This is a genomic window from Zhihengliuella salsuginis (genome assembly GCF_014651715.1).
GTDB lineage: Bacteria > Actinomycetota > Actinomycetes > Actinomycetales > Micrococcaceae > Zhihengliuella > Zhihengliuella salsuginis.
This window is the reverse complement of the sequence record NZ_BMXK01000003.1, coordinates 92,223-116,093: the sequence shown is the minus strand read 5'-3', so window position 1 is coordinate 116,093 and position 23,871 is coordinate 92,223. Positions and strand designations below refer to the sequence as shown.

18 protein-coding genes and 1 riboswitch are annotated in these 23,871 nt (G+C 71.9%); of the genes, 7 read left to right on the top strand and 11 right to left on the bottom strand.

Annotated elements, in window-relative coordinates; all coding sequences use genetic code 11:
- Window positions 1-16: 16 nt before the first annotated feature.
- Window positions 17-1,504 carry a DEAD/DEAH box helicase gene (locus tag IE069_RS04110; protein WP_189348848.1) on the bottom strand — a complete coding sequence of 496 codons (1,488 nt, stop codon included), beginning with the start codon at window positions 1,502-1,504 and terminating at the stop codon, window positions 17-19.
- A gap of 277 nt (window positions 1,505-1,781) precedes the next feature.
- Here IE069_RS04110 and IE069_RS04105 point away from each other — a divergent pair, with 277 nt between their 5' ends.
- The 4 genes from IE069_RS04105 to IE069_RS04090 all read left to right on the top strand — a co-directional run bounded on the left by IE069_RS04105 (window position 1,782) and on the right by IE069_RS04090 (window position 6,999).
- Window positions 1,782-2,405, top strand: a complete 624-nt coding sequence (locus IE069_RS04105; RefSeq protein ID WP_189348847.1) for a LysE family transporter — start codon at window positions 1,782-1,784, stop codon at window positions 2,403-2,405.
- A 122-nt stretch (window positions 2,406-2,527) separates the two neighbouring features.
- Window positions 2,528-4,204, top strand: a complete 1,677-nt coding sequence (locus IE069_RS04100; RefSeq protein WP_189348846.1) for a dihydroxyacetone kinase subunit DhaK — start codon at window positions 2,528-2,530, stop codon at window positions 4,202-4,204.
- Between the two features lie 64 nt (window positions 4,205-4,268).
- On the top strand, window positions 4,269-4,784 hold the full coding sequence (locus IE069_RS04095; RefSeq protein ID WP_189348845.1) for a low molecular weight protein-tyrosine-phosphatase: 516 nt from the start codon (window positions 4,269-4,271) through the stop codon (window positions 4,782-4,784).
- A 67-nt stretch (window positions 4,785-4,851) separates the two neighbouring features.
- Complete coding sequence (locus IE069_RS04090) at window positions 4,852-6,999, top strand: chorismate-binding protein (RefSeq protein ID WP_229790933.1); 2,148 nt, start codon at window positions 4,852-4,854, stop codon at window positions 6,997-6,999.
- On the opposite strand, the gene cls is transcribed toward IE069_RS04090, so the two are convergent.
- Complete coding sequence (gene cls, locus IE069_RS04085) at window positions 7,000-8,397, bottom strand: cardiolipin synthase (RefSeq protein ID WP_229790955.1); 1,398 nt, start codon at window positions 8,395-8,397, stop codon at window positions 7,000-7,002.
- Window positions 8,398-8,623: 226 nt separating this feature from the next.
- Here cls and IE069_RS04080 point away from each other — a divergent pair, with 226 nt between their 5' ends.
- The gene (locus tag IE069_RS04080; RefSeq protein WP_189348843.1) at window positions 8,624-9,538 is read left to right on the top strand and encodes an aminodeoxychorismate lyase; all 915 of its coding nucleotides are present in this window, start codon (window positions 8,624-8,626) and stop codon (window positions 9,536-9,538) included.
- Window positions 9,539-9,581: 43 nt separating this feature from the next.
- Here IE069_RS04080 and IE069_RS04075 read toward each other — a convergent pair whose 3' ends face one another.
- The gene (locus IE069_RS04075) at window positions 9,582-11,954 is read right to left on the bottom strand and encodes an ATP-binding cassette domain-containing protein (RefSeq protein ID WP_189348842.1); all 2,373 of its coding nucleotides are present in this window, start codon (window positions 11,952-11,954) and stop codon (window positions 9,582-9,584) included.
- Window position 11,955: 1 nt separating this feature from the next.
- Complete coding sequence (locus IE069_RS04070; protein ID WP_189348841.1) at window positions 11,956-12,573, bottom strand: ECF transporter S component; 618 nt, start codon at window positions 12,571-12,573, stop codon at window positions 11,956-11,958.
- A 46-nt stretch (window positions 12,574-12,619) separates the two neighbouring features.
- A riboswitch (TPP riboswitch) is annotated at window positions 12,620-12,735 on the bottom strand.
- Between the two features lie 70 nt (window positions 12,736-12,805).
- Here IE069_RS04070 and IE069_RS04065 point away from each other — a divergent pair.
- Window positions 12,806-13,075 carry a DUF4235 domain-containing protein gene (locus IE069_RS04065; protein WP_189348840.1) on the top strand — a complete coding sequence of 90 codons (270 nt, stop codon included), beginning with the start codon at window positions 12,806-12,808 and terminating at the stop codon, window positions 13,073-13,075.
- Window positions 13,076-13,172: 97 nt separating this feature from the next.
- On the opposite strand, the gene mnhG is transcribed toward IE069_RS04065, so the two are convergent.
- The 6 genes from mnhG to IE069_RS04040 are packed head-to-tail and all read right to left on the bottom strand — an operon-like array spanning window position 13,173 to window position 19,542.
- Window positions 13,173-13,532, bottom strand: coding sequence for a monovalent cation/H(+) antiporter subunit G (gene mnhG / locus IE069_RS04060; protein WP_189348839.1), 360 nt, complete (start codon window positions 13,530-13,532; stop codon window positions 13,173-13,175).
- On the bottom strand, window positions 13,532-13,798 hold the full coding sequence (locus tag IE069_RS04055; protein ID WP_189348838.1) for an MrpF/PhaF family protein: 267 nt from the start codon (window positions 13,796-13,798) through the stop codon (window positions 13,532-13,534). The genes mnhG and IE069_RS04055 overlap by 1 nt, the downstream gene beginning before the upstream one ends.
- A complete protein-coding gene (locus IE069_RS04050) occupies window positions 13,798-14,391 on the bottom strand; it encodes a Na+/H+ antiporter subunit E (RefSeq protein WP_189348994.1) in 594 nt (197 codons plus the stop codon). Before IE069_RS04050 ends, IE069_RS04055 begins: the two co-directional genes overlap by 1 nt.
- Window positions 14,391-16,031 (bottom strand): Na+/H+ antiporter subunit D, encoded by a 1,641-nt coding sequence (locus tag IE069_RS04045; RefSeq protein WP_229790931.1) that lies wholly within the window; start codon window positions 16,029-16,031, stop codon window positions 14,391-14,393. Before IE069_RS04045 ends, IE069_RS04050 begins: the two co-directional genes overlap by 1 nt.
- Window positions 16,028-16,534, bottom strand: coding sequence for a Na(+)/H(+) antiporter subunit C (locus IE069_RS15560; protein ID WP_308425371.1), 507 nt, complete (start codon window positions 16,532-16,534; stop codon window positions 16,028-16,030). Before IE069_RS15560 ends, IE069_RS04045 begins: the two co-directional genes overlap by 4 nt.
- Window positions 16,531-19,542 carry a Na+/H+ antiporter subunit A gene (locus IE069_RS04040; RefSeq protein WP_189348837.1) on the bottom strand — a complete coding sequence of 1,004 codons (3,012 nt, stop codon included), beginning with the start codon at window positions 19,540-19,542 and terminating at the stop codon, window positions 16,531-16,533. Before IE069_RS04040 ends, IE069_RS15560 begins: the two co-directional genes overlap by 4 nt.
- Window positions 19,543-19,627: 85 nt before the next feature.
- On the opposite strand from IE069_RS04040, the gene IE069_RS04035 reads away from it, so the two are divergent.
- A complete protein-coding gene (locus IE069_RS04035; RefSeq protein WP_189348836.1) occupies window positions 19,628-20,971 on the top strand; it encodes an MFS transporter in 1,344 nt (447 codons plus the stop codon).
- On the opposite strand, the gene IE069_RS04030 is transcribed toward IE069_RS04035, so the two are convergent.
- The gene (locus tag IE069_RS04030) at window positions 20,951-23,848 is read right to left on the bottom strand and encodes an ATP-binding protein (protein ID WP_189348835.1); all 2,898 of its coding nucleotides are present in this window, start codon (window positions 23,846-23,848) and stop codon (window positions 20,951-20,953) included. The genes IE069_RS04035 and IE069_RS04030 overlap by 21 nt on opposite strands.
- Window positions 23,849-23,871: the final 23 nt, after the last annotated feature.

Below are 23,871 nucleotides of genomic sequence, written 5' to 3'. Positions count from 1 at the left end.
CCGGGCTGCGCGCCGATCAGGCGGCGCGGCCGCCCCGGTTGCGTGCACGACGGCGGCCGGCACCGGCCGACGTCGTGCTGCGCTGGCGGCCGCCCTCGCCGCGGGAGGCCGGCTGACCCGCACCACGGGACTCACCCGAACCGCGGGATTCACCGGAACGCTGGCCCGGCTGGCGGCCCTCGTGGCTGGCGACCGGCTGGCCCGCCGCGCGGCCGCGGCCCCGGCCGCCACGGCGGTTGCGGGAGCCACTAGTCGACTTCTCACCCTCGGCCGCGGAGCCGGCGGCGCGCTGGGGCTTGCGAGCCGGCTGTTGGCGGACGGGCGCCTCGTACTCGACGTGCTCGGCCTTGCGTCCGCGCACCGCGGCGACTGCTGCCGCCTCGGGCGTGACGGTCTCGAACGGGACCTTGATCCCGGCGGCCTTGAGCAGCTGGGTGACGTCGCGGCGCTGATCCGGGGTCGCGATCGTGACGACCGTGCCGTCCGATCCGGCGCGCGCGGTGCGGCCGGAGCGGTGCAGGTACGCCTTGTGCTCGGTGGGCGGATCGATGTGGACCACGAGCTCGACGCCGTCGACGTGCACGCCGCGGGCGGCCACGTCGGTGGCGACCAGGACGTTGGCCGATCCGTCGGAGAAGGCCGCGAGGTTGCGGTCGCGCGCGTTCTGGCTCAGGTTGCCGTGCAGGTCCACCGCGGGAACGCCCGCCTTGGACAGCCACAGGGCCATCTTCTTGGCGTGGTGCTTGGTGCGCATGAACATGATGCGGCGCCCCGTGCCGGCGGCGAGCTCGCGGACGAGCTCCTTCTTCAGGTCCGCGTCCACCATGAAGACCTTGTGCTCCATGGTGTTCACGGCGGCCTGCGGCGCATCGACCGAGTGGGTGACCGGGCTGGAGAGGTACCGGGTGACGAGCTTGTCCACGCCGTTGTCCAGGGTCGCGGAGAACAGCATGTGCTGGATGCCGCTCGGCACCTTGTCCAGGATGCGGCGGACGACGGGCAGGAAGCCCATGTCGGCCATGTGGTCGGCCTCGTCCAGGATGGAGATCTCGACGCGGGAGAGGTCGACGATGTTCTGGCCCATCAGGTCGTTCAGGCGGCCCGGGCAGGCGATGAGGATGTCGACGCCCGCGTTCAGCTCCTTCTCCTGGCGGACCTGGGAGACGCCGCCGAACACGACGGCGGTGCGCAGCTTGGCGGCCTCGGCCAGCGGGATCACGGCGCGGGAGATCTGCGTCGCGAGCTCGCGGGTCGGCGCCATGATGAGGGCGCGGGGGAATCGGGCGCGGCGCGGCCGCTCGTCGGCGGACAGGCGGGCGACCAGGGGCAGCGCGAACGCCAGCGTCTTGCCGGATCCGGTCTGGCCGCGGCCGAGGACGTCGCGCCCGGCGAGCGTCGACGGCAGCGTGGCCGTCTGGATGGGGAAGGCCTCGGTGATGCCCTGTGCGGACAGGACGGAGGAAAGGAACTCGGGCACGCCGAGGGAAGCAAAAGTATTAGTCATCTAAGTGCTTTCGGTAGGCGGGCCGTGGTGGCCCGCGGTGGATCGCCGAAGAACACTGAAGTCTTGAGGAGCGCGCTGCATGTCGGCGCGTTGTCAAAGAAAGCAGAATTATCGACGCATGGCGTCTCGATTCCGGCGCGGTGATCGCGCACGGTTTCATCCCGCCGATGGTCGACGGGGCAGCCACAATCATCCAAGTCTACCAGCGCCGGCGCGCGCCCGGAGCCAGTCATCCCGTGAATAACGGCGCGGGCAGCCGACCCCTTAGCATTTCCACGTGACTTTCTCCGTCTGGCTGTCCCTCCTGGGCGCCTGCATCCTCATCAGCTTCACCCCCGGCGCGGGCGCCATCAACACGATGACGAACGCGATCAACTCCGGGTTCCGCCGCTCGTTCTGGGGCATCCTCGGCCAGCAGGCGGCGCTGCTGCTGCACGTGATCGTCGTCGCCGCCGGCGTCGGGCTCCTGGTGGCGAGCTCGCCGATCGCGTTCAACGTCGTCCGCTACGGCGGCGCCGCCTACCTGGTCTATCTCGGGGTGCGGCTGCTGCTGGCCAAGCCCGACGCAGACACCGCCCCCGTAGACCAGCGGGGCCGGGAGCCGTTCCTCTCGATGTTCCGGCGCGGGCTGCTGGTGAACCTGCTCAACCCGAAGGCGATCATCTTCTTCCTCGCCTTCACGCCGCAGTTCATCCGGCCCGACTCCCCCGTCCTGCCGCAGTACATGGTCTTCATCGGCACGGTCATGGCCGTCGACGTCCTGGTCATGTGGTTCTTCTTCGCCGCGGCGGCGAAGTCCTTCCGGCGGTTCACGCGCGGGGCGCGTGGGCAGCGCATCATGAACCTGACGTTCGGCACGCTCTTCATCTTCGTCGCGGTCCTGCTCGCCTTCACGCACTGACCCCGCCACCGGGCGGCGGGCGCCGCGGTCGGGCACGCGGCGTGGGGGTCCTCTGGCACGGCGAGCGCACCGGCGGCTACGGTGAGCGTGACCGACGCCGTCACCCTGTGGGAGAAACGACCATGAGCCTGCCCTTCCTGTCCGCCACGCCCATCGAGACCGCCCTGCGCGGATTCGCCGCCGCGCAACCGAACCTGGTCGCGGTGAACGAGGACCCGCTATTCGCCACGTCGGTGCGGCGCTGCACCCGGCGCCAGGTCGGCCTGGTCTCCGGCGGCGGCTCCGGGCACGAGCCGCTGCACGCCGGGTTCCTCGGCGTGGGCATGCTGGACGCGGCCGTCCCGGGAGCCGTGTTCGCCTCCCCGCACAACACGCAGATCCACGCCGCCTCACGCGCCGTCGCGGGCCCCGGGGGCGTCCTGCACATCGTGAAGAACTACACGGGCGACGTCATCAACTTCGCCATCGCCGCCGAGCGCCTGGCCGCGGAGGGCGTCGAGGTCGCCACGGTCCTGGTTGACGACGACGTCGCCACGGATGCCGACGACACCGCGACCGGGCGCCGCGGCACGGGGGCGACGGTCGTCGTCGAGAAGATCCTCGGCGCCGCCGCCGACGCCGGCCTGTCCCTGGACGAACTCGCCGCGCTGGGGGCCGACGTCGTCGAGCACTCGCGCAGCGTCGCCGTCGCCGCGCGCGCCCAGACCGATTTCCACACCGGCGACGACGCGTTCGAGCTCGATCCCGGACACCTCGAGTACGGGGTCGGCATCCACGGCGAGCGGGCGGCCGCCTCGATCGAGCGGCCGGGCTTCGAGTCTCTGGTGGCGAAGATGGTCGACGAGGTGCTCGAGCAGGTGCCCGGGGACGGCGGCCTCCTGCTCTTCGTCAACGGGCTGGGCGCGACGACGCAGCTCGAGCTGCTCAACGTGTACGCCGCGGCCTCCGACCGCCTGTCCCGCGCCGGGGAGGCGGTGGACGCCCGGCTGGTCGGCAACTACGTCGCCGCCCTGGACATGACCGGGTTCTCCATCACGCTGACCCGGCTGCGTCCCGAATGGCTGCCCTACTGGGAGGGGCCGTCGATCACGCCGTCGTTCCCGGCGGGCCTGGCGGACTCCGGAGCAGCGCCGGAGGCCCTCGTCCGCCAGCCGGTCCCGGACGCGGAGCCCTCCCAGACACTTCCCGCGGCGACGGCCGATCCCGCGGACCAGGCCCGGCACAAGCTGCAGGACGACGTCGTCCGCCGGTTCGCCGAGCTGGTCGAGGAGAACTACGAGGAGCTGACCCGGTTGGACCGGGTGGCGGGCGACGGCGACTTCGGGGACAACCTCCGCGGCGGGCTCCGGGAGGCGCTGCAGCTGATGAACCACGGCTATTCCGGCCTGGCGGCCGCCGAGCGCGCCTTCCTCGACGGGGTCGGCGGGACGAGCGGGCCCCTCCTGGGCCTGCTGTTCAAGTGGCTCGACCACGCCCACCGGCACCAGGGGGCCGGCGACGACGCGGCGGCGGCCTGGGCCCGCGGAACGGCCGAGGGCTGCGCCGCGATCCAGCGCGTGGGCGGGGCGGAGCCGGGCGACCGGACCATCGTCGACGTGCTGGCCCCGGCCGCGAAGGCGCTGCAGTCCGGCTTCGCCGAGGGCGCGCGGGCAGCGGACGAGGCCGCCCGGGCCACGGCCGAACTGGAGGCCAAACGGGGGCGGGCCACCTACGTCGCCGGACGCGGGGCGGGCGAACCGGACGCGGGCGCCGCCGGCGTCGCCCTGCTGTTCCAGGCGGCCGCCGAGGTCCAGGCGTAGGCGACGCGGCCGGCCGATGCGCGGCAGGGGCGCATTCGGCGGCCGCTTTTCCTAGACTGTTCTCATGTTCCGCATCAACGCCGTCTGCACGGGCAACATCTGCCGCTCCCCCATGGCCGAGTACCTCCTCCGCGCCGAGCTGGAGAAGGCCGGGATCGAGGGGATCGAGGTCGTCTCCAGCGCCGTCACCGCGTGGGAGGTCGGCAACCCGGTCGACGACCGCGCCCGCGACCTGCTGACGGAGCACGGCATCGACGCCGCGGAGCACGTCGCCCGCCAGTTCACGCCCGCCGACTACGACGCGTCCGACCTGATCCTCGCCCTCGATACCGACCACTACACCCACCTGCGCCGTGGCGCCCCCGGCCCCGAGGCCGAGGCGAAGGTGAGGATGCTGCGCTCCTTCGACCCGGACGTGGCCGACCGCGGGCCCGCTGACCAGGGGATCTACGACCCCTGGTACGGGGACGAGGCCGACTTCGAGACCACCTACGTCCTGATCAACGGCGCGCTGGAGGGCATCGTCGAGTTCGTGCGCGACGAGAGCACCAGCGACGACTCCCACGAGTCCCAGGCCTGAGGCCCCGGTGCCCTCCGCGACACCCGGCCACCCGGCCCACCCGCGCTCGCCGCGGTCTCCCCGGCCTGTGGTCATCGCCGTCGACGGCCGCTCCGGCGCGGGCAAGAGCACCCTGGCCCTCGAGCTCGTCACGCGTCTTCGCCGGCACCGCACCGTCACGCTCTTCCACCTCGAGGACATCTACCCCGGGTGGGAGGGCCTCGCCGAGGGCGTCGAGGCCTACGCCACGCGGATCCTGCCCGAGCTGGCCGATGGCCGCGACGCCGAGTGGCGCGCCTGGGACTGGGAGGCCGGCGCCGAGGGCGCGGCCCGCATCAGCCGGTCCGCGGAGATCGTCGTCGTGGAGGGGGTCGGCGCCGGTGCGCGCGCCGCGCGCGGCCTGCTCGACGCCCTGATCTGGGTGAGCGAGGACGACGACGTCCGGCGCGAACGCGCGCTCGCCCGCGACGGCGCCACGTACGAGCCCTTCTGGCAGACGTGGGCGGGCCAGGAGTCCCGCTGGCTCGCCGCCGAGACCGCCGGCGGGCGGACGCCCGAGGACGCCGCCGACGTCGTGGTCTCCCAGAGCGGGGACGAGGCGGCGATCGACGACGCGCTGTCGGCCCTGCTGCACCTGCCGCAGCTGCACGAGCCGCTCGCGGCCGAGGCCGCCGAGCGCTCCGCCCACCCCGTGAGCGTGGAGGAGGTGCACCTCGGCGCCGGGGCCCTGGACGACGGCGGCCTCGAACCCGACCTGCGCGTCCCGGCGGGCGCGGTGGTCGCCGCCGAGGTCTTCGGCCGGCTCTACCCCGGGGTCAGCCCCGAGAACGAGCCGGGTGACGACCTCGCCGAACACGCGCTCCTGCTCGAGGCGTCCAACCCCGGGGCCGAGGACCCGGGAGGACGCAACCGCTACAGCATCCTCGCCGACGCCTCCGCGCCGCTGCACCGGCAGCTCGCCGAGCACCGCCTGACGGGCACCGGCGCGCTCACGACCGTGACGACCGGCCGGGCCACCGCACGCGTGCCCGGCCCGTTCTTTGCGTGGCTGGACCGCGTCTGGGACGCGGCCGAACCGGAGCTGACCGGCAACGGCGCCGCGTCCCTCGCGGAGAGCGGCTGCGACTTCCGGACCGGCTGGGTCGGCTGGCTCGGCTACGAGCTCAAGCGCGAATCCGGCGGCTCGACCCTCGCCTCCCCGACCCCGGACGCGGCCCTCTTCCGGGCGGACCGCGCCGTGGTGATCGACCACCACGAGCGCCGCGCCTGGCTCATCACGACCGACCGCGGAGACGACGCGGACGCCGACTGGGGCGAGCGGGCCCGCGAGGCGTTGCGGGTGAGCGCCGGCGTCGTGCCCCTGACGCCCACGCTGGACACGGCGCCGGTCTTCTCCTGCCGCGACACCCGGGAGGAGTACCTGGCGAAGGTGCGCGCGGCGCAGGCGCAGATCGCCGACGGCAACAGCTACGAGGTCTGCGTGACCACCCGCCTGAGCACGCGCGTGCCCGGCTGGGACGCGTGGGCCGCCTACCTGCGGCTGCGGGCGCAGAACCCGGCGCCGTTCGCGGTGTTCGCGCGCTTCGGGCAGGTGGCGATCGCGGGCACCTCGCCGGAGCGGTTCCTGCGCATCGGCGCGGACGGGTGGATGCGCGCGGAGCCGATCAAGGGCACCCGCCGCCGCGCCGTGGACCCCACGGAGGATGCCGGGCTCAAGCAGGACCTCGCGATGAGCGCGAAGGACCGCGCGGAGAACATCATGATCGTGGACCTGCTGCGCAACGACCTGGTCAGGAACGCGGACCCGACCACGCTGCACGTGCCGCGGCTGTGCCACATCGAGTCGTATGCGAGCGTGCACCAGATGGTCTCCACGATCGACGCGCGCCTGCGCCCCGGGGCCTCGCGGGCCGAGGCGCTCGCCGCCGCGTTCCCGCCGGGCTCGATGACCGGCGCCCCGAAGATCTCCACGATGGCGATCCTCGACGAGCTCGAGGACGGCGCGGCGCGCGGCGTGTACTCGGGGGCGCTCGGCTACTTCGCGGACGGGGGCGCGGCGGACACGTCGGTCGTCATCCGGACCCTGGTCATGGAGTACGACGACGCCGGCTGCGCCCTGTCGATGGGCGTCGGCGGCGCCGTGACCGCGGATTCGGTGCCCGAGGAGGAATGGGACGAGGTCCGCACCAAGGCGTTCGGGGTGCTCAGCGCGCTGGACGCCGACTTCCCCGGCTGACTACTGCAGGGTGGCCGTCAGGCGGCACGCGTTGTCGACCCACTTGGCCAGCCGCGGCCGGTGCATCCACTCGATCAGCGTCAGCTCGGTCGAGTTCTCGCGGTACTCGGCCTGGACCCGGTCGAGCTCCTGCACCGCATCCTCCCCGACCAGCATGAGCGAGACCTCCCGGTTGAGCGAGAACGAGCGCATGTCCATGTTGGAGGAGCCGAAGACGGCGACGTCGTCGTCCACGGTGAAGCACTTGGTGTGCAGCACGATCGGTGCCTGGTAGCGGAAGATCCGCACGCCGGCGACCAGCAGCTGGCCGTAGTAGGACTGCTGGGCGTGGTGCACCAGGAACTGGTCGGTCTTCTCGGAGACGAACAGCTCGACGTGCACGCCGCGCTGGGCCGCCGTCGTGATCGCGTAGAGCAGGGAGTCGTCGGGAATGAAATAGGGGCTGGTGATCGTCAGCTTCTCGAGCGCGCCGTAGATCAGCGTGTTGAACAGGCGCAGGTTGTTCTCCGACTCGAACCCGGGTCCGCTCGGCACGATCTGGGCCGTCACGCTGCCCGCATCGGGCGCGACGCCGCCGCTGACGACGTCGTCGAGCAGGTCGTCGTCGCCGGCTTCCTGCGACCAGTCGGTCGCGAACACGACGTCGAGACCCGTCACCATCGGCCCCGTCACGCGCGCCATCAGGTCCACCCACTCGCGGCCGATCTTGTGGGCTGATCCGCGCTTGTAGCCGGGCTCGATGAGGTTCTGGCTGCCCGTGAACGCGACGTCGCCGTCGACGACGACCATCTTGCGGTGGTTGCGCAGGTCCGGGCGGCGCCACTGGCGCGTGCGCGGGGAGATCGGCAGCATCGCCCGCCACTCGATGCCGGCGGCCGTCATCCGCTCGAGCAGGTCGCCGTACCCCTTCACGCGCAGGGTGCCGAGGTGGTCGAACAGCAGGCGCACCTTGACCCCGCGCCCCACCGCCCGCTCGAGCGCGGCCAGGAACGGGCCGACATACTCCGGGTCGTCGCCGATGATGTAGAACTGCACGTGGACGTACTGCTCGGCCGCGTCGACGGCCGCCGTCATCTGCTCGAGGGACTCGCGGTAGTCCGTCACGAACTCGAACTTGTTGCCCGCGTCCAGGGGGAACGCGCCGAGCCGGCGGTTCAGGGCCACGGCGGAGGCGATGGCCGGCGGCACCATGTCGAGGGCGTCGTCGCTCTCCAGGTGCTGGGTGTAGTCGAGCACCTGCTTGTTGATCTCGAGCTGGCGCCGCACGCGCCGCTCGGAGAGCCGGAAGTTCCCGAAGAGCAGGAAGAGGGCCAGGCCCACGGCAGGGATGAAGAAGATCGCGAGCAGCCAGGCCATCGCCGTCGTCGGACGCCGGTTGCCCGGCACGATTCCGAGCATGACCACGCGGATCCCGACGTCGATCACCCATGCGAGCGCGATCAGCCAGAAGGGCAGCTCGCCCAGGCGCTCCAGCAGGCTGACCACGTCGGCACCTCCTCGCGACACTCCTCGGGCGCCCGCGACGCCGTCGTCCCGGCCCAGCACCCTGTGATCTATTCCCTACAGCCTAGTCGGAACCGGCCGGCGGCGGCGTGCGGGCGCGCACCAGAGTAATCTGGGGGCCATGACTGTCTTGGTGTTCGTCGATCCCGCGCATCCGGGCGGCCGCGTGGCCGATCCCGATGCCCCGCAGCTGTCCGTCCTCGACGCGGGGGTCACCCGCGGCGACGGCATCTTCGAGTCCGCGCTCTACACGGGCGGCAGGGTCCGCAAGCTGGAGATGCACCTGTCCCGCATGGCCGTGTCCGCGCAGGTCACCGACCTGATCATCCCGTCGGCCGGCGCGTGGCGCGCGGCGATCGCCACGGCGGTCTCGCAGTACGACGCCGCCGCCTCCCCGGGGGCCGGACCGTCCGAGTCCGTGGTCAAGCTGATCGCGACCCGCGGCGCCGAGTCCGCCGACGGCGTGCACGACTACGGCTCCGCGTGGGTGACCGTCTCCCCCGCCCCGGAGCTCGGCCTGCGCCAGCGCGAGACCGGCGTGGACGTGCTGCTGCTGGACCGCGGCTACGACTCGACGGTCGCCGAGCGCGCACCGTGGCTGCTGATGGGCGCGAAAACGCTCTCCTACGCGGTCAACATGGCCGCGATCCGCCACGCGAAGCGCAACGGGGCCGACGACGTCATCTTCACCTCCTCCGACGGCCGCGTGCTCGAGGGGCCGACGTCGACCGTCCTCCTGGCGACCCGCGAGACGGACGCGGACGGGCACGAGGTCAAGCGCCTCGTGACGCCGACCCTGGAGACCGGGATCCTGCCCGGGACGACGCAGGGCGCGATCTTCGCGGCCGCGAAGTCGGCCGGCTGGGAGCTGGGCTACGGGCCGGTGGAGCCGCGGCACCTGCGCGAGGCCGCGGGCGTCTGGCTCGTCTCCAGCGTGCGGCTGCTGGCGCCGGTCAACTCGCTCGACGGCGAGGCCATCAGCACCGACGCGGAGCTGACGGCCGACCTCTCGGCGATGGTGGACTCGATCAACTAGGCCGCCCGCCGCCGGGAGCGCAGGCGCCCGGCGGCGGGACGGATCACGAGGTCCAGACCACGTTCCACGTCCCCGCGGCCAGCGCGGCCGCAACGGCCGCGCCGCCCACCAGCAGACCCGTCAGCACGATCGCCGCGTCCCGCGGGCGGAACACCGATTCCCGGGCCCACGTTCGCTCGGGCCCGCCGAAGCCCTTGGCCTCCATGCTGACGGCGAGCCGCGACGCCCGCCGGATCGCCTGGACGATCAGCGAGAACGCCTGCCCCGCGTTGGCCCTGGTGCGCTGCCACGCGCTGCCGTGGGAGCCGACCCCGCGCGCCCGCCGCGCCATGGACAGCACCTGCCACTCCTCCGCCAGCAGGCCGACGAGCCGCATCGCCGCCAGCGCGCCCAGGACGAACCGGTGCGGCAGCCGCAGTTTCTGCGCCAGACCGTTCGCCAGATCCGTCGGATTGGTGCTGGCGATCACCAGGACCGCCGGAAGCGCCACCGCGAAGATGCGCACGCCCGTGGCGATGCCCGCCTCGAGCGATCCCGTGGAGATCGTGACGGGCCCGGTGTCGATCAGCATGGCCCCGGACGTTCTCCCCACCAGCGTCGTGCCCCACGCGGCGAAGAGCCCGGCGACCAGCAGCGGCCACGCACGGACCAGGAAGTCCCGGATCCGCACGCCGGACAGCGGCAGCATGGCGAGCGTCGCGGCGACCACCACGGACGCGCTCACGAAGTCCAGGGACACGACCACCGGGGTGGTCGCGAGCGCCACCGCCGCGAGCTTCGCGAGCGGGTTCGCCCTCCCGAGGAAACTGGCCGCGGCCCGGCGGCCCGGCTCCAGCGAGAGCCGCGACGGCTGCGCCGCTCCTCGGTCCCCCGCCGCCACGACGCCGTCGCCCAGGTCCCGCACGTCGATCTGTTCGGCGCCGATCGCGTGCGCGAAGTGCTCGTCGTGGGTGACCGCGACGATCGCGGTGCCCGCTTCCCGCTCCGCGCGGAGCAGCACGGCCAGCTCGCGCCACGTGTTCGCGTCCTGCCCGAACGTCGGCTCGTCGAGGATCAGCATGCGGGGGCGGGTCGCCAGAACGGCCGCCACGGACAGCCGCCGCTTCTCCCCACCGGACAGCGTGAAGGGGTTGGCGTCGGCCAGGTCCGCCAACCCGAGCCGGGCGAGCAGCTCGTCGGTACGGGCCGCGATCCGGGCCTCGCCCAGCAGGGGCCGACCGTCGGTCCCGCGCGCATGGCGCTGCCCGTATTCGAGCTCCTCCCGCACTGTCTGCGCGACGAACTGGTGCTCCGGCTCCTGGAAGACCGACCCGATGCGGCTCACCAGTTCCCCGGCCCGCCACGCATACGGACGCGCCGGCTCCCCGTCCGTCCCCTCCGCGAAGGAGAGCTCGCCGCCGAACTCGGGCAGCAGCCCGCCCAGCGTGAGCGCCAGCGTCGACTTGCCCGCCCCGTTCGGGCCGGTCACGCAGATCGCCCGGCCGGCGGTCAGGTCGAGCCCGATCCCGGTGAGCGCCGGGATGCCGTTCTTCTTCGGGTTGCCGCGTCCGACCGCGAGGTCGAGCGCGGACAGCCGCGCCGCCGTCGTGCGGTCGGCGCTGGCCCTGTGCGAGGCGGGCACGGCGGGGAGCTCGGGCACGTAGCCGGGCACCCAGACCCCGGCGGCGATCAGCCGTTCCCGGACGGGCCCGGGCGCGAACAGCTCCCCGGGGGTGCCGGCGGCGACGATCCCGCCGCCGGGTTCGAGCACGAGCACGCGGTCCACGTGCGGCGCCCACGCGGCGAGCCGGTGCTCGACGATCACGGCGGTCGCCCCCGTGGAGTCCAGGACGCGCACGACGGCGTCGCGCACCTCGCCCACGCCGTCCGGGTCGAGGTTGGCGGTGGGCTCGTCGAGCAGGAGCACCTTCGGGGCCATCGCGAGCAGGCCCGCGAGCGCGAGCCGCTGCTTCTGGCCGCCGGAGAGCGCGGAGGTGGACGCGTCGAGCCCGACGTCGAGCCCGACCGCGTCCAGTGCGCCGGCCACGCGGGCCGGGATCTGCTCACGCGGGACGGCGTGGTTCTCGCAGCCGAAGGCGACGTCGTCGCCGACCGTCGACTGGACCACCTGGGTCTCCGGGTCCTGCTGCATCAGGCCCGTGGCGCCCTTGAGCTCGTGGGCGGGCACGCCGTCGACGGTCAGGCTGCCGGCGGACTCGGACTCCTCGTCGTCCTCGTGGATCACACCGGCGAGCGCGTGCAGCAGCGTCGACTTGCCGGCGCCGGACGGGCCGACCACCAGGACGCGCTCGCCCGGGGCGACCCGCAGATCGAGGCCGGAGACGGCCGGCTTCGTGCGGTCAGCGTGGCGCCACCCCCACCCGGAGGCGACGATCTCCGCCCCGGCGAGGCGGGGTGCGGGATCGACCGTCCTCATCTCAGCCCCCGACCGGTTCCCGCGCGGCCCCGCGCGAGGCGACCGAGGACAGCGCGCCCGTCCTGGCCAGCGCCCGGGTGGCGATCCACGAGAGCAGTCCCGCGATGACCAGGCCGGAGACCAGGCAGAAGCCCATGTAGGAGAACTTCATGGGCAGCGTGTACGCGGGGTACCAGTTCACGATGAACAGGGCGTTGACCGCGGCGAAGAGCGCCGCACCGAAGCCGGCGAGCAGGGCGCTGGGCAGGCCGAAGCGCCGGTACCGGACCGCAGCGAACGCGGCCTCGGCGCCGAGCCCCTGGACGAGCCCGGAGATCAGGACCGTCATGCCGAACTGGGAGCCCATGAACATCTCGGTGGCGGCCGCGACGACCTCGCAGTAGAGCGCGGCGCCGGGCTTGCGGATGATCAGCCCGCCGACGACGGCCGGGAACAGCCACATCCCCAGGACCAGCCCGGACGACGGCGGGAACGCGACCCACAGGAACTCGAGGCCCGCGTAGGAGAAGTTCCACGCCCAGAAGATGACGCCGGAGACGACGGCGATGACGGATGCGATGACGATGTCGACGACGCGCCAGGTGCGCTTCGCCGGCAGGATGGCGGATGGTGCTGCCATGGTGTTCCTCCTTGGATGGCAAGGAGGGGAGGACGCACTGCTGGCGTCCCAAGAGATCTCGACTCCCTTCGCCGGTACTAGCCGGATCAGGTTCGAGGGTCTGCGCCTGACGCGCACTCTCAGCGTTCTGCCGCGATGGCAAACGCTCCCCTGTCGTTGGTGATGTGCTGGCCAGTGTAGCCCCGCGCTATGCTGGGCGGGTAATCGCCAAGCCACGACGGGAGTAATGCACGTGAACCTGATTCTGAAGCTGCTCGGGACCGCGGTTTCGTTCGGCGCCGGTTTCGCCGGCTCGAAGATTCTCGACACCGTCTGGCTCAAAGCCACCGGTCAGAAGCCGCCGAAGCCCGGCGACGAGGAGGCCCAGGCCGAGGCCAGCCTGCGCCAGGCCATCGGCTTCGCCGTCGCCTCGGCGGTCGTTGCCTCGGTGATCCAGGTCCTGACGAAGCGCGGGACCGACAACGCCATCACGTACTTCAAGCGGACCGCGGACGAGGTCTAGGGCCTCCCTCCGCGCGCTGCCCGTCGAGAGGGCGGCGGACGCACACCCCGCCGGGTCGTGCCTCCGCCGCCCTCTCGGCGTCTCCGGCTGCTCCGTGTCAGTCCACCCGGTCGGAGTGGGCGGTGACGACGGCGTCGAGCTCGTCGCGCTCGAGCGTCTCCCGCTTCAGGTGCCGGGTGCGGTACCCGGCGCGGCTGACCATGTGCGCGCTGACGGGCGCCGTGACCAGCTGCAGGAGCCACGCGAAGACGAGGATCGGCACGGTTCCCCAGCTGGCCGTCTGCAGCGCGACGGCGGTCAGCAGCAGCAGCAGTCCGAGCACCTGCGGCTTCGTCGCCGCGTGCATGCGCGAGAGCAGGTCCGGGAACCGGAGCATGCCGAGCGCGGCGGCGAAGGACATGAGCGACCCGGCGACCAGGCAGATCGCGGTCGCGACATCGCGGATGGTCTCCCACATCACGAGTTCCTCCGATCGGTCACGTAGCGCGAGATCGTCACGGATCCGATGAATCCGAGCACGCAGGCCACGACCACGAACGCCAGGTGGTTGGTGTGGTGGTTGACGGCCATGTCGACGCAGAGGGCGGCGATGATGATCGCGAGCAGCACGTCCATGGCGATGGCCCGCTCCAGGATCGACGGCCCGCGCATCATGCGGACGATCACCAGGACCGTGGCCAGGCCGAGCAGGATCCCGGAGATCCAGGCGGCGACTACCAGCATCAGGCGTCCTCCTTCTTCAGCTCGTCCAGTTGGGCGCGCGTGCCCATCACCCGGATCAGCCGGGCCTCGGTGTTGCGCGCCGAGGCCCGGAACGACTCCGCGTCGTCGTCGGTGGCCACATTCAGCACGTGCATGTAGAGGGTCGAGGAGCGGCGGTCGACCTCCACCACAACCGACCCGGGGATCAGGGTGAGCGTGTGCGCGACGAGGGTCACCATGAGGTCGTCGTGGCTGCGCAGCGGCACGCCGATGATCGCCGAGCGCACCCGCGGGCCGCGGAAGAGCGCCAGGCGGAACACCTGCAGGCTCGCCACGAGGACGTCTCCGAGGAACCAGAGCACGAACCGCAGCGCCTGCCAGAGGTTGAACCGGCCGGAGATGTGGACCGGGGGCAGCCGGAACGCGGAGACGATCCCGAGCGAGATCAGGAACCCGAAGATCAGGTTCCCCGCGCTGAAGTCGATCCACATCGACCCCCACAGCAGGGTCATGCCGACGATCAGCGGCAGCTCGACCGCGAACCGCCGGCGCCGGCGCCGCAGGACCGCCTTGACGTGCCGGACCCTGCGCTCGCGTTCGGTGGCCTGGCGCATCACGGCCCCTCACCTCCGACGAATTCTGGGCTGCGCGGGTCCGGGACGTACCCTTCGAAGGCGTCCGGCCCCAGGACGGCCTCGATGTAGGGGGTGCGCTCGTACATGTGCCGCGCCGCCTGGTCGGAGAACTCGAACAGCGGCCCCGCGAACACGGTGAGCGCCACGCCCAGGGCGACGAGCGCCGCCGTCGCCCCCACCATCGTCGCCGGCAGCGTCCGACGGCGGGTGGCGACCGCCGTCGTGCCGTCCTCCTCCGCGAGGGACGCCAGCAGTTGCGGGTGGGGATCCTCGGCGTCCTCCGCTCGGCGCCAGAACGCCCGGTTCCACACGCGGGCCACCGCGAGCAGCGTCAGCAGCGAGGTGACGACGGCACCCGCGAGCAGGATCCAGGCGACCGGGGTGCCGAGGGAGACGCCGCCCTGCATCAGGCCGAGCTTGCCGAGGAACCCGGAGAACGGCGGGATGCCGGCGAGGTTCATCGCCGGCACGAAGAAGAGGATCGCCAGCAGCGGGGAGAGCTTCGCCAGCGACCCCAGCCGGTCCACGCTCGAGCTGCCGGCCCGGCGCTCGATGAGGCCGGTGACGAGGAAGAGAGAGGTCTGGACGATGATGTGGTGGGCGACGTAGTAGACGGTGGCACCGAGGGCCGCCACGTTGCCGACGCCGAGACCGAAGACCATGTAGCCGATGTGGCTGGTCAGCGTGAACGAGAGCAGTCGCTTGATGTCCTGCTGGGCGATCGCGCCGAGGATCCCGACGAGCATGGTCAGCAGCGCCACGATCATCAGCAGGGTGTTGATGCGGTCGCCCGGGAAGAGCAGGGTCTCGGTGCGGACCATCGCGTAGACGCCGACCTTGGTGAGCAGGCCCGCGAACACGGCCGTCACCGGCGCGGGCGCCGTCGGGTAGGAGTCCGGCAGCCAGAAGGACAGCGGGAAGACGGCCGCCTTGACGCCGAACGCGACCAGCAGCATCAGGTGCAGGACCATCTGCAGGCCCGGGGCGAGCTCGCCGAGCTTGAGGCCGAGGTCGGCCATGTTCACCGTGCCGGTCGCCGCGTAGATCATGCCGATCGCGATGAGGAACAGCACCGAGGACACCACGGAGACGACGACGTAGGTGATGCCCGCCCGGATGCGCGGGGCCGTCCCGCCGAGGGTGAGCAGGACGTAGGACGCCGTCAGCAGGATCTCGAACCCGACGTAGAGGTTGAAGAGGTCGCCGGCGAGGAAGGCGTTCGAGATACCCGCGACCAGCACGAGGTAGGTCGGGTGGAAGATCGAGATCGGGCCGTCCTCGTCGCCGTCGGCGATGCCCTGCGCCGTCGCGTAGACGAGAACCGCCAGCGACACCGCCGTCGAGACGACGAGCATCAGGGCCGAGAACTCGTCGACCACCATGCTGATGCCGAACGGGGCCTCCCAGCCGCCCAGCTGGACGGCCTGGGTCCCGTGCGTCGCGGCCGAGGCCAGGAGGGAGATCTCGAACAGCAGCGTCAGGCTGAGGGCGCCGATGGTGATGATGCGCTGGGCCCGCGGGTTGCGGCGCAGCACGAACGCGAGCGCGGCGCCGAAGATCGGCAGCGCGACGGCCACCGGGGCGACGGACGCGAGGAACGCGAGCACTGTGTGGATCACGGGCGCGCCCCCTTGGCGTCGACGTCGTCCTGCGTGAACTCGCTGGTGTCGGCGGCGACCTCGGCGTCCTCTTCGACGTCGAAGTGGCCCTTCTCGGCGATGCGGAGGTCCTCGTCGTCGTCCACGACCTCGTCGCGCTTCGCGATGACCCAGGAACGGTAGATCAGCGCGAGCATGAAGGCCGTCACAGCGAACGTGATGACGATGGCCGTCAGCACCAGCGCCTGCGGCAGCGGGTCGGCGTACTCCTCAGGCGGGATGTCCTTCTCGTAGAGCGGTGCCAGCCCGGCCGGGCCGCCCGCGATGACGATCAGCAGGTTCACCGCGTTCCCGACGAGGATGATCCCGAGCAGCACGCGGGTCAGGCTGCGCTCCAGCAGCAGGTAGATGCCGGTCGCGAAGAGCACGCCCATGACCAGCAGGAGGAGCACGTTGATGCTCATCGGATCGTTGGTGTCGGAGACGTCCTCGGCGACGCTCGCCAGAATCGCGGTGGTGGTCATCGGGCCGCCCCCTCGGTCGTGCCGTGCACGTCGTCGTGCCGTTCGGTGATGCCGCGCCCTTCGGAGCGCTCGTCGATCTCCGAGCCGAGGCTGCGGATCACGTCGAGGACGAGCCCGATCACCACGAGGTAGACGCCGACGTCGAAGATCGTGGACGTGACGAACTTGTGCTCGCCGAAGACCGGCAGCACGAACTCGAGGGCGGCCGACTGGAAGAGCTCGCCGCCCACCAGCACGGGACCCACGACGCTGGTCGCCGCGATCGCCAGGCCGAGGCCGAGCAGCGTTCCGGGGCTGATGGGAGTGGCCTCGGCCAGCTCGTACCGCCCGCCGGCGAGGTAGCGGATCACGAACGCGAGCCCGGCCAGCAGGCCGCCGGCGAAGCCGCCGCCGGGCAGGTTGTGACCGGCCAGCAGGAGGTAGACGCTGATGAGCAGCAGCGAGTGGAAGAGCAGCCGCGTGACGACCTCGAAGATGATCGACCGGCGCTCCGGGGCCAGCGTCCGGCCCGCCACGATCCAGGCCTCGCGGGCCGACTCGGCGAAGTGGCGCGCGATGGCCAGCGCGGCCGTCCTCCGCGACGACGAGTGGATGTGCTCGGTTCCGCGGCCGACGGAGCCCGGCTCCACGTCGGCGGTCGCGCGCCCGCCGTCGCCGCGCCCGCGCACGTAGATCAGGCTGGCGACGCCGGTCGCGGCGGCGACCAGGACGGTGATCTCCCCGAAGGTGTCCCAGGCGCGGATGTCCACCAGGATGACGTTGACGATGTTGTGCCCGTTGCCGATCTCGTAGGCCATCTTCGGCAGACTCAGCGAGATCGGGTCCGCGACGCGGCCGGCCTGCGCGGCGACGGCGATGGCGACCATGACGGCCGCGAAGCCGATGCCGATGACGGCGCGCAGCCACTTCTTGCCCGACGGGTTCGACTCCCACAGGCGGGCCGGCAGGCTGCGCAGCGCGAGGACCATCGCGACCAGCACGATCGTCTCGACGAGCAGCTGGGTCAGCGCCAGGTCCGGCGCCCCGTGCAGCGCGAAGATGATCGCCATGCCGTACCCGGTCACGCCGACCATGAGGACCGCGAGGAACCGCTTGTTCGCCCGCACCGCCAGCAGCGCCCCGGCGATCATGCACAGTCCGATCACCAGCTGGGTGGGCGTCTCGAAGGCGAGGGCGGAGAGCGGCACGGGCTGCTCCATGAAGATCGCGGCGACCGCCGGCGTCGCGCCGCCGACGATGAGGATGACCATCAGGTAGTACTGCAGCGAACCGCTCTGCGTGCGGCCCGTGACCCAGACCGCCACGTTGTCCAGCCCGCCGATGGTGTACCGGTAGAACTTCTCCGCGTCGATCAGCGGATACAGCTTGTCCTGGACCCGCGCGACGGCGCCGCGCGCCGCGAACATCGCCGCACCCCCCAGCACGACGACGGCCGAGAGGCCCAGCGCGGGCGTCAGCCCGTGCCACAGGCCCAGGTGGATCGGCTCGGGCGACTCGCCGAACAGCCCCGCATACGGGGCCGCCAGCGTCTCGACGGTACCCGGGATCCACGCCAGCACGACCGTGCCGGCCGTCAGGACCGCGGGGGCCGCGAGGAACATCCAGGCGACGGGGCGGAACTCCGTGGCGGGGACCGAGGCCTTGGTCGCGAACGCGCCCCAGACGAAGCGGGCGCTGTAGGCGAAGGTCAGCACGGAGCCCGCCACGATCCCGACCAGCACCCACCCGGCGACCCCGAGGCCGAGGAACCGCCCGTCCGCCAGGGAGGGAGCGGCGAGCACCGACTCGAAGACCGCCTCTTTGGCGACGAACCCGAAGAGGGGCGGCAGCCCGGCCATGGACGCGGCGCTGAGCAGGGAGACGACGAACAGTTTCGGGGCGCTGCGGGCGAGCCCGGAGAGCTTGCGCACGTCGCGCGTCCCGGTCTGGTGGTCGATGATGCCCACGATCAGGAACAGGGCCGCTTTGAAGAGGGCGTGCGCCGTCAGCAGGGCCATCGCCGCCAGCGCGGCGTCCGGCGTGCCGATCGCGGTCACCACGATCAGGAAGCCGAGCTGGGAGACGGTGCCGTAGGCCAGGATCAGCTTGATGTCGGTCTGGCGCAGCGCCCTCCAACCGCCCACGAACAGGGTCGCGAGGCCGAGGACGATGAGCGTGGGGTGCCAGAACGCCGTCGTGCTGAATCCCGGCGCGAGCCGGGCGATCAGGTAGACGCCCGCCTTCACCATGGCGGCGGCGTGCAGGTAGGCGGAGACCGGCGTCGGGGCGGCCATCGCACCGGGCAGCCAGAAGTGGAACGGCACGAGCGCTGATTTGGAGACCGCGCCGACGAGGATGAGCGCGATGGCGATGTCGGCCGCCGTACCGGCGAGCTCCGGGACCCCGTCTGCCGCGGCCGCGAGGATCGACGAGAGCCGGTAGGTGCCGGCGAGCTGGCCGAGCAGGACGAGGCCCAGCAGCATGGACAGGCCGCCGAAGGTCGTGACGATCAGTGCCTGGAGCGCCGACCGACGTGCATATATGCGTGTTCTGGCATATCCGATGAGCAGGTACGACAGCACCGTCGTCAGCTCCCAGAAGATGAAGAGCACGATCAGGTCGTCAGCGGTCACGAGACCGAACATGGAGGCCGCGAACGCCGTCAGCTGGGCGCCGAACGGCCCGATGTTCGGATCGTCGTTCTTGAAGTACCGCGCGCAGTAGAACAGCACGAGTGCGCCGACCCCGAGGACCAGTATCCCCAGCAGCGCGGAGAGGGCGTCGAGGCGGAAGGCGAAGTGGACGTCGAGCGCCGGGATCCACGGGACGGAGAACCCGGGGGGCGCCGAATCGCTCCCGGTCGGCGCCGTCTGCTCGGCGGCCAGCACGGCCGGCAGCTGCGCGAGGAGCCAGACCAGGCCCGCGGCGGGGACGGCGGCGAGGACGTAGAAGGTGCTGCGGCCGAGACGGCGGAAGACCAGCGGTGCTGCAAATGCCGCGACGAAGAGCGCAGTCGTCACGACGAGCATATTCGCCCCCTTTAAATCGGCTTGGGCCAGCTTATCCTGATTTTCTCGATAGCCGCTGTGACGCAATGCGCACTATGCTTCGAAGATGGACACGCAGCGGCCCCGGCTCTTCACGAAGCAGGTACTCGCCTGGGCCTCGTGGGACTGGGGTTCCGCGGCGATCAACGCGGTGATGACGACCTTCGTCTTCACGGTCTACCTCACCAGCTCGACCTTCGGCGACGTGGACGAGAACTCCGCCGCCCTCGGCACGGGACTCGCGATCGCCGGCTTCGCCATCGCGCTGCTCGCGCCCGTGACCGGCCAGCGCTCGGATGCCGGCGGGCGCCGGCGCTTCTGGCTGGGGGTCAACTCGGTCCTGGTGGCCCTGACGACGGCGGCCTGCTTCTTCGTCTATCCGGAACCCGGTTTCCTGGTTTTCGGCATCACCCTGATCGCCCTCTCCAGCGTGTTCGCCGAGTTCGCGACCGTGAACTACTACGCGATGCTCCCCCAGATCTCGACGCCGGCCACGATCGGCCGCGTCTCCGGGTTCGGCTGGTCGATGGGGTACCTCGGCGGCATCCTCGCCCTGGCGATCGTGCTCTTCGGCTTCGTCCAGCCCGCCTTCGACTGGCCCGGTGCCAGCGAGGACAACGCCTTCAACCTCCGCCTCGTCGCCGTCTTCTCGGCGCTCTGGTTCTTCGCCTTCGCCCTGCCGGTCCTTTTCGCGGTCCCGGAGAACAAACGGACCGTCGCCATCGGGAAGGTCAGCATCCTGGAGAGCTACCGGCAGCTCGGCCGGCACATCGCGCGCCTGTTCCGCACCAGCCGGCACACGCTGTACTTCCTGCTCGCGTCGGCCGTGTTCCGCGACGGGCTGGCGGCCGTCTTCACGTTCGGCGGCATCGTGGCGGCGGGGACCTTCGGCTTCGAGACGTCCGAGGTGATCATCTTCGCGATCGTCGGCAACGTGGTCGCCGCCCTCGGAGCACTCATCGGCGGCGTGCTCGACGACCGGGTCGGGCCGAAGGCCGTGATCGTCGCCGCCCTGCTCGGGCTGATCGTCGCCGGCCTCGGCGTCTTCCTGGCCCCGGTCACGTTCGCGGAACCGACCACCGGCTTCTGGATCTTCGGGCTGGCGCTGACCTTCTTCGTCGGGCCGGCGCAGTCGTCCTCCCGCGCGTACATCGCCCGCCTGGCCGATGAGGGCCGCGAAGGCGAGATCTTCGGCCTCTACGCCACGACGGGCCGGGCCGTCAGCTTCATGGCCCCCGGGATGTTCACGCTCGCCATCGTGTTTGCGACGCCGCACGTCGGCCAGGGCGAGGCGCAGCGCTTCGGCATCCTCGGGATCCTGGTGGTCCTGGTCGCCGGGCTGGCCCTGCTGCTGCCGGTCCGCAAACCGGCCGTACACGTTTCCGACGTCTCAGATCCCCGCCGCGGCTGACCTGTCGGCCTGGAGCGCGGTCAGGGTCCGCTCGGCCCGGGTGAGGACCTGCGCCCGTGGAACTGCCGCAACCATCGTCTCGATCTGCTCGACGACGCGGGCGCCCAATCGGTCGGACAGCACTGCCTCGAGCCGGCGGTACCGTTCGATGTCCTGGCCGACGGGTCTCGGCGCGGTGGCGGCACCCCGGGCCGCGGCGAGGAAGAACGCCGCGTCGGACCACCGCGTCGTTTCGGCGAGAAGTTCGGCGAGCAGCCGCAGCAGGGTCCCTACCTGCGTCCACGCACCCAGTCGGCGCAATCGGACCACGAGACCGGACCCCAGGTCGATTGCTTCGGCATGTCGGCCAGCGCGCACCAGCAGGGCGAAGAGCGCCACCCGGGCGACGCGGCCGACCTGTTCCGCACCCACGCGGTCGGCCTCCGAGGCCGCGTCCGCCAGCAGTGCCGCACCGCTCGACGGGTCGGTCCGCGCCGTGACTTCACCCGCGGCATACCGGGCGAAGGCAGCGGACGCGTCGCTGCCCGACGGGGCGGCGACGAGCGCTATCTCCGCGTGCTCCCGCGCACCGGCCAGGTCGTCGGAGTAGCAGTCGATCAGAGCCAGCGAGGTGTTCGCCTCCCCGGTGAACGCGGGGAGGCGGGCGAGCCCGCGGAACCACCGCGCAGAATCCGCGAGGTCCCCGGCGTACATCGCGGCCACGGCGAGGGCCAACGTCGCGGTGGCCCCTGAATCGGGATCCCGGGACGCCTCCAGGGCGATGGTTCCGAGCCTCCGGGCGTTCGCCGGCTCGCCCTGCTCGCCGAGGGAGAACGCAGCGGCGGCGATCCCGCCCGCAACGTCGGGGGCCGGGGCCGCTGCCCCACGCTGCCCGACCTCGATCACCAGGTCGCGCAGTGCCAGGCTGGGCGTCCAGTGCAGGCAGCGCGCCACCGCGTGCGTGATCTCCGAAGCCGGAACGAGTTCCCCGGCGTCGAGCGCGCGGCGCAGAGCGCTGCCCACCTCCGCACTGCATCCGGTCAGGCGTCCGGCCGCGACGGCGCCGTCGACCCGCGGCCAGTCGTCCCGGATCCGGGTCACCACGTCTCGCACCCATGCGCCGTGCGCGGATCCGGTAGCTGCCGTGCGCCCGGTCTCCTCCAGACGGTGCCCGGCGAAGATCCTGACCATCTCCAGCAGCCTGTAGCGGGAGCCCTCAGCCGACTCGTGGTGCACGACGAGCGAGGACTCGACCAGTTCGGCGAGCAGTGGGCCCACATCGCCCGACCACCCGGGAACATGCGCCATGAGGCCGGCAGCCGCGTCGGAGGAGAAGTCCCCGGCGAAGATGGAAAGGGAATCGAGCAGAGCCTGCTGGGCGGAGTCGAGCAGTTGATAGGACCATGCCACCACCGCCCGCAGTCTCCCCGACCCGCCGACGATCTCCCCCGGGATCCGGGCGAGCACACCACGGACATCCGCGGTCGCGGTCCGGGACGCCGCGAGTTCGATAGCCAGCGGAAGGCCCTCGCAGCGGCGGCACACCTCGGCCACCTCGACGACGTTGGCGTCGGTGACGGCGAAGGCGGACCGCAGCCGGCGGACCCGGTCGCCGAACAGCCGGACGGAGGCCGACGTGCTCTGCTCGCCGACGCTGGAGCCCGGGGCGGGAACGCGCAGGGGGCCGAGCGGGACGACCAGCTCCGATGTCAGACCGAGACGCCGCCGGCTCGTGACCAGTACCCGCGCGGCCCGGCAGCGCCGGGCGATGGCGGACGCCAGCGACGCGACCTCGTCCCGCACGTGTTCGCAATTGTCGAGCACCAGCAACCGCGGGGCCGCACCGAGGTATTCCACGATGTCGTCGACGACCGGGACGGGCCCGGAGCCGGTCGCCGGCCGCAGGCCGAGCACATCCGCCACCGCCATCGCGACCCGCCCCGCCGTGACCGGCGCGAGTTCGACCACTGCGACCGGGAGACCCAGCCGGGCGTGCAGGGCTGCGATCGACTCGGCCGCGAGCCGGGTCTTGCCGACCCCTCCGGGGCCCGTGACGACGGAGATCCGGTTCTCCGAGACGGCGGCGACGAGGTCGGCCAGCTCGTCCTCGCGGCCGACGAACGCGGTCGAGGTGTCCAACCACTCGGGCACACCCGGCGCCTCGGCGCGGACCGGTGCCAGCACGTGCCCGAGGACGCGCGCCTCCAACGACTCGAGTTCCGGCGAGGGGTCGAGCCCCAGCTCCGCTCCGAGGCGGGCACGGTAGGCCCGCAGCCGCTCCAGCGCCTCGGTCTGGCGGCCCGCGTGGTACAGGGCCGTGACGAACAGTTCCACCGCATGCTCGCGGAACGGCTGCTCGGACAGCATCCCCTCCAGCAGCACCGCGGCCGCACCCGGCTCGCCGGCGTGGACGAGCGCTCCGGCGCGCGACTCCACGGCGTCCCACCGCAGCTGGTCCAGGCGCATGGCAGCGGTCGTGGCGAAGGGCGCGTCGGCGTACTCCCCGTAGGCCGGCCCGCGCCACAGGGCCAGCGCCCGTCCGAGGAGGTCGCCGGCCAGGCGCGCCTCCGCCGTTCTGGCCCGCTCCACCAGGACCTCGAACTCCTCGGCGTCGACCGTCGCGCCCGCAATCCTGTAGCCGGCTGGTCCGGTCTCGATCGCGTCGCGGCCCAGCACCGTGCGGAGGCGGGAGAGGACCGTGCGCAGCGCCTTGGGCGGGTCCTGCGGCGAATCATCGCGCCACACCGCTTCGATCAGCGCGTCGGCCGAGACCGGAAATCCGGCGTGCACCAGCAAGCACGTCAACAGGGCCCGTCGACGACCGGGCGGTACGACGCGCTCGCGCCCGTCGACGAGTACTTCGAGCTCCCCGAGGACACCGAATCGCAGCTCAGGCATCTTCCTCACTGTATCCGAGGCTC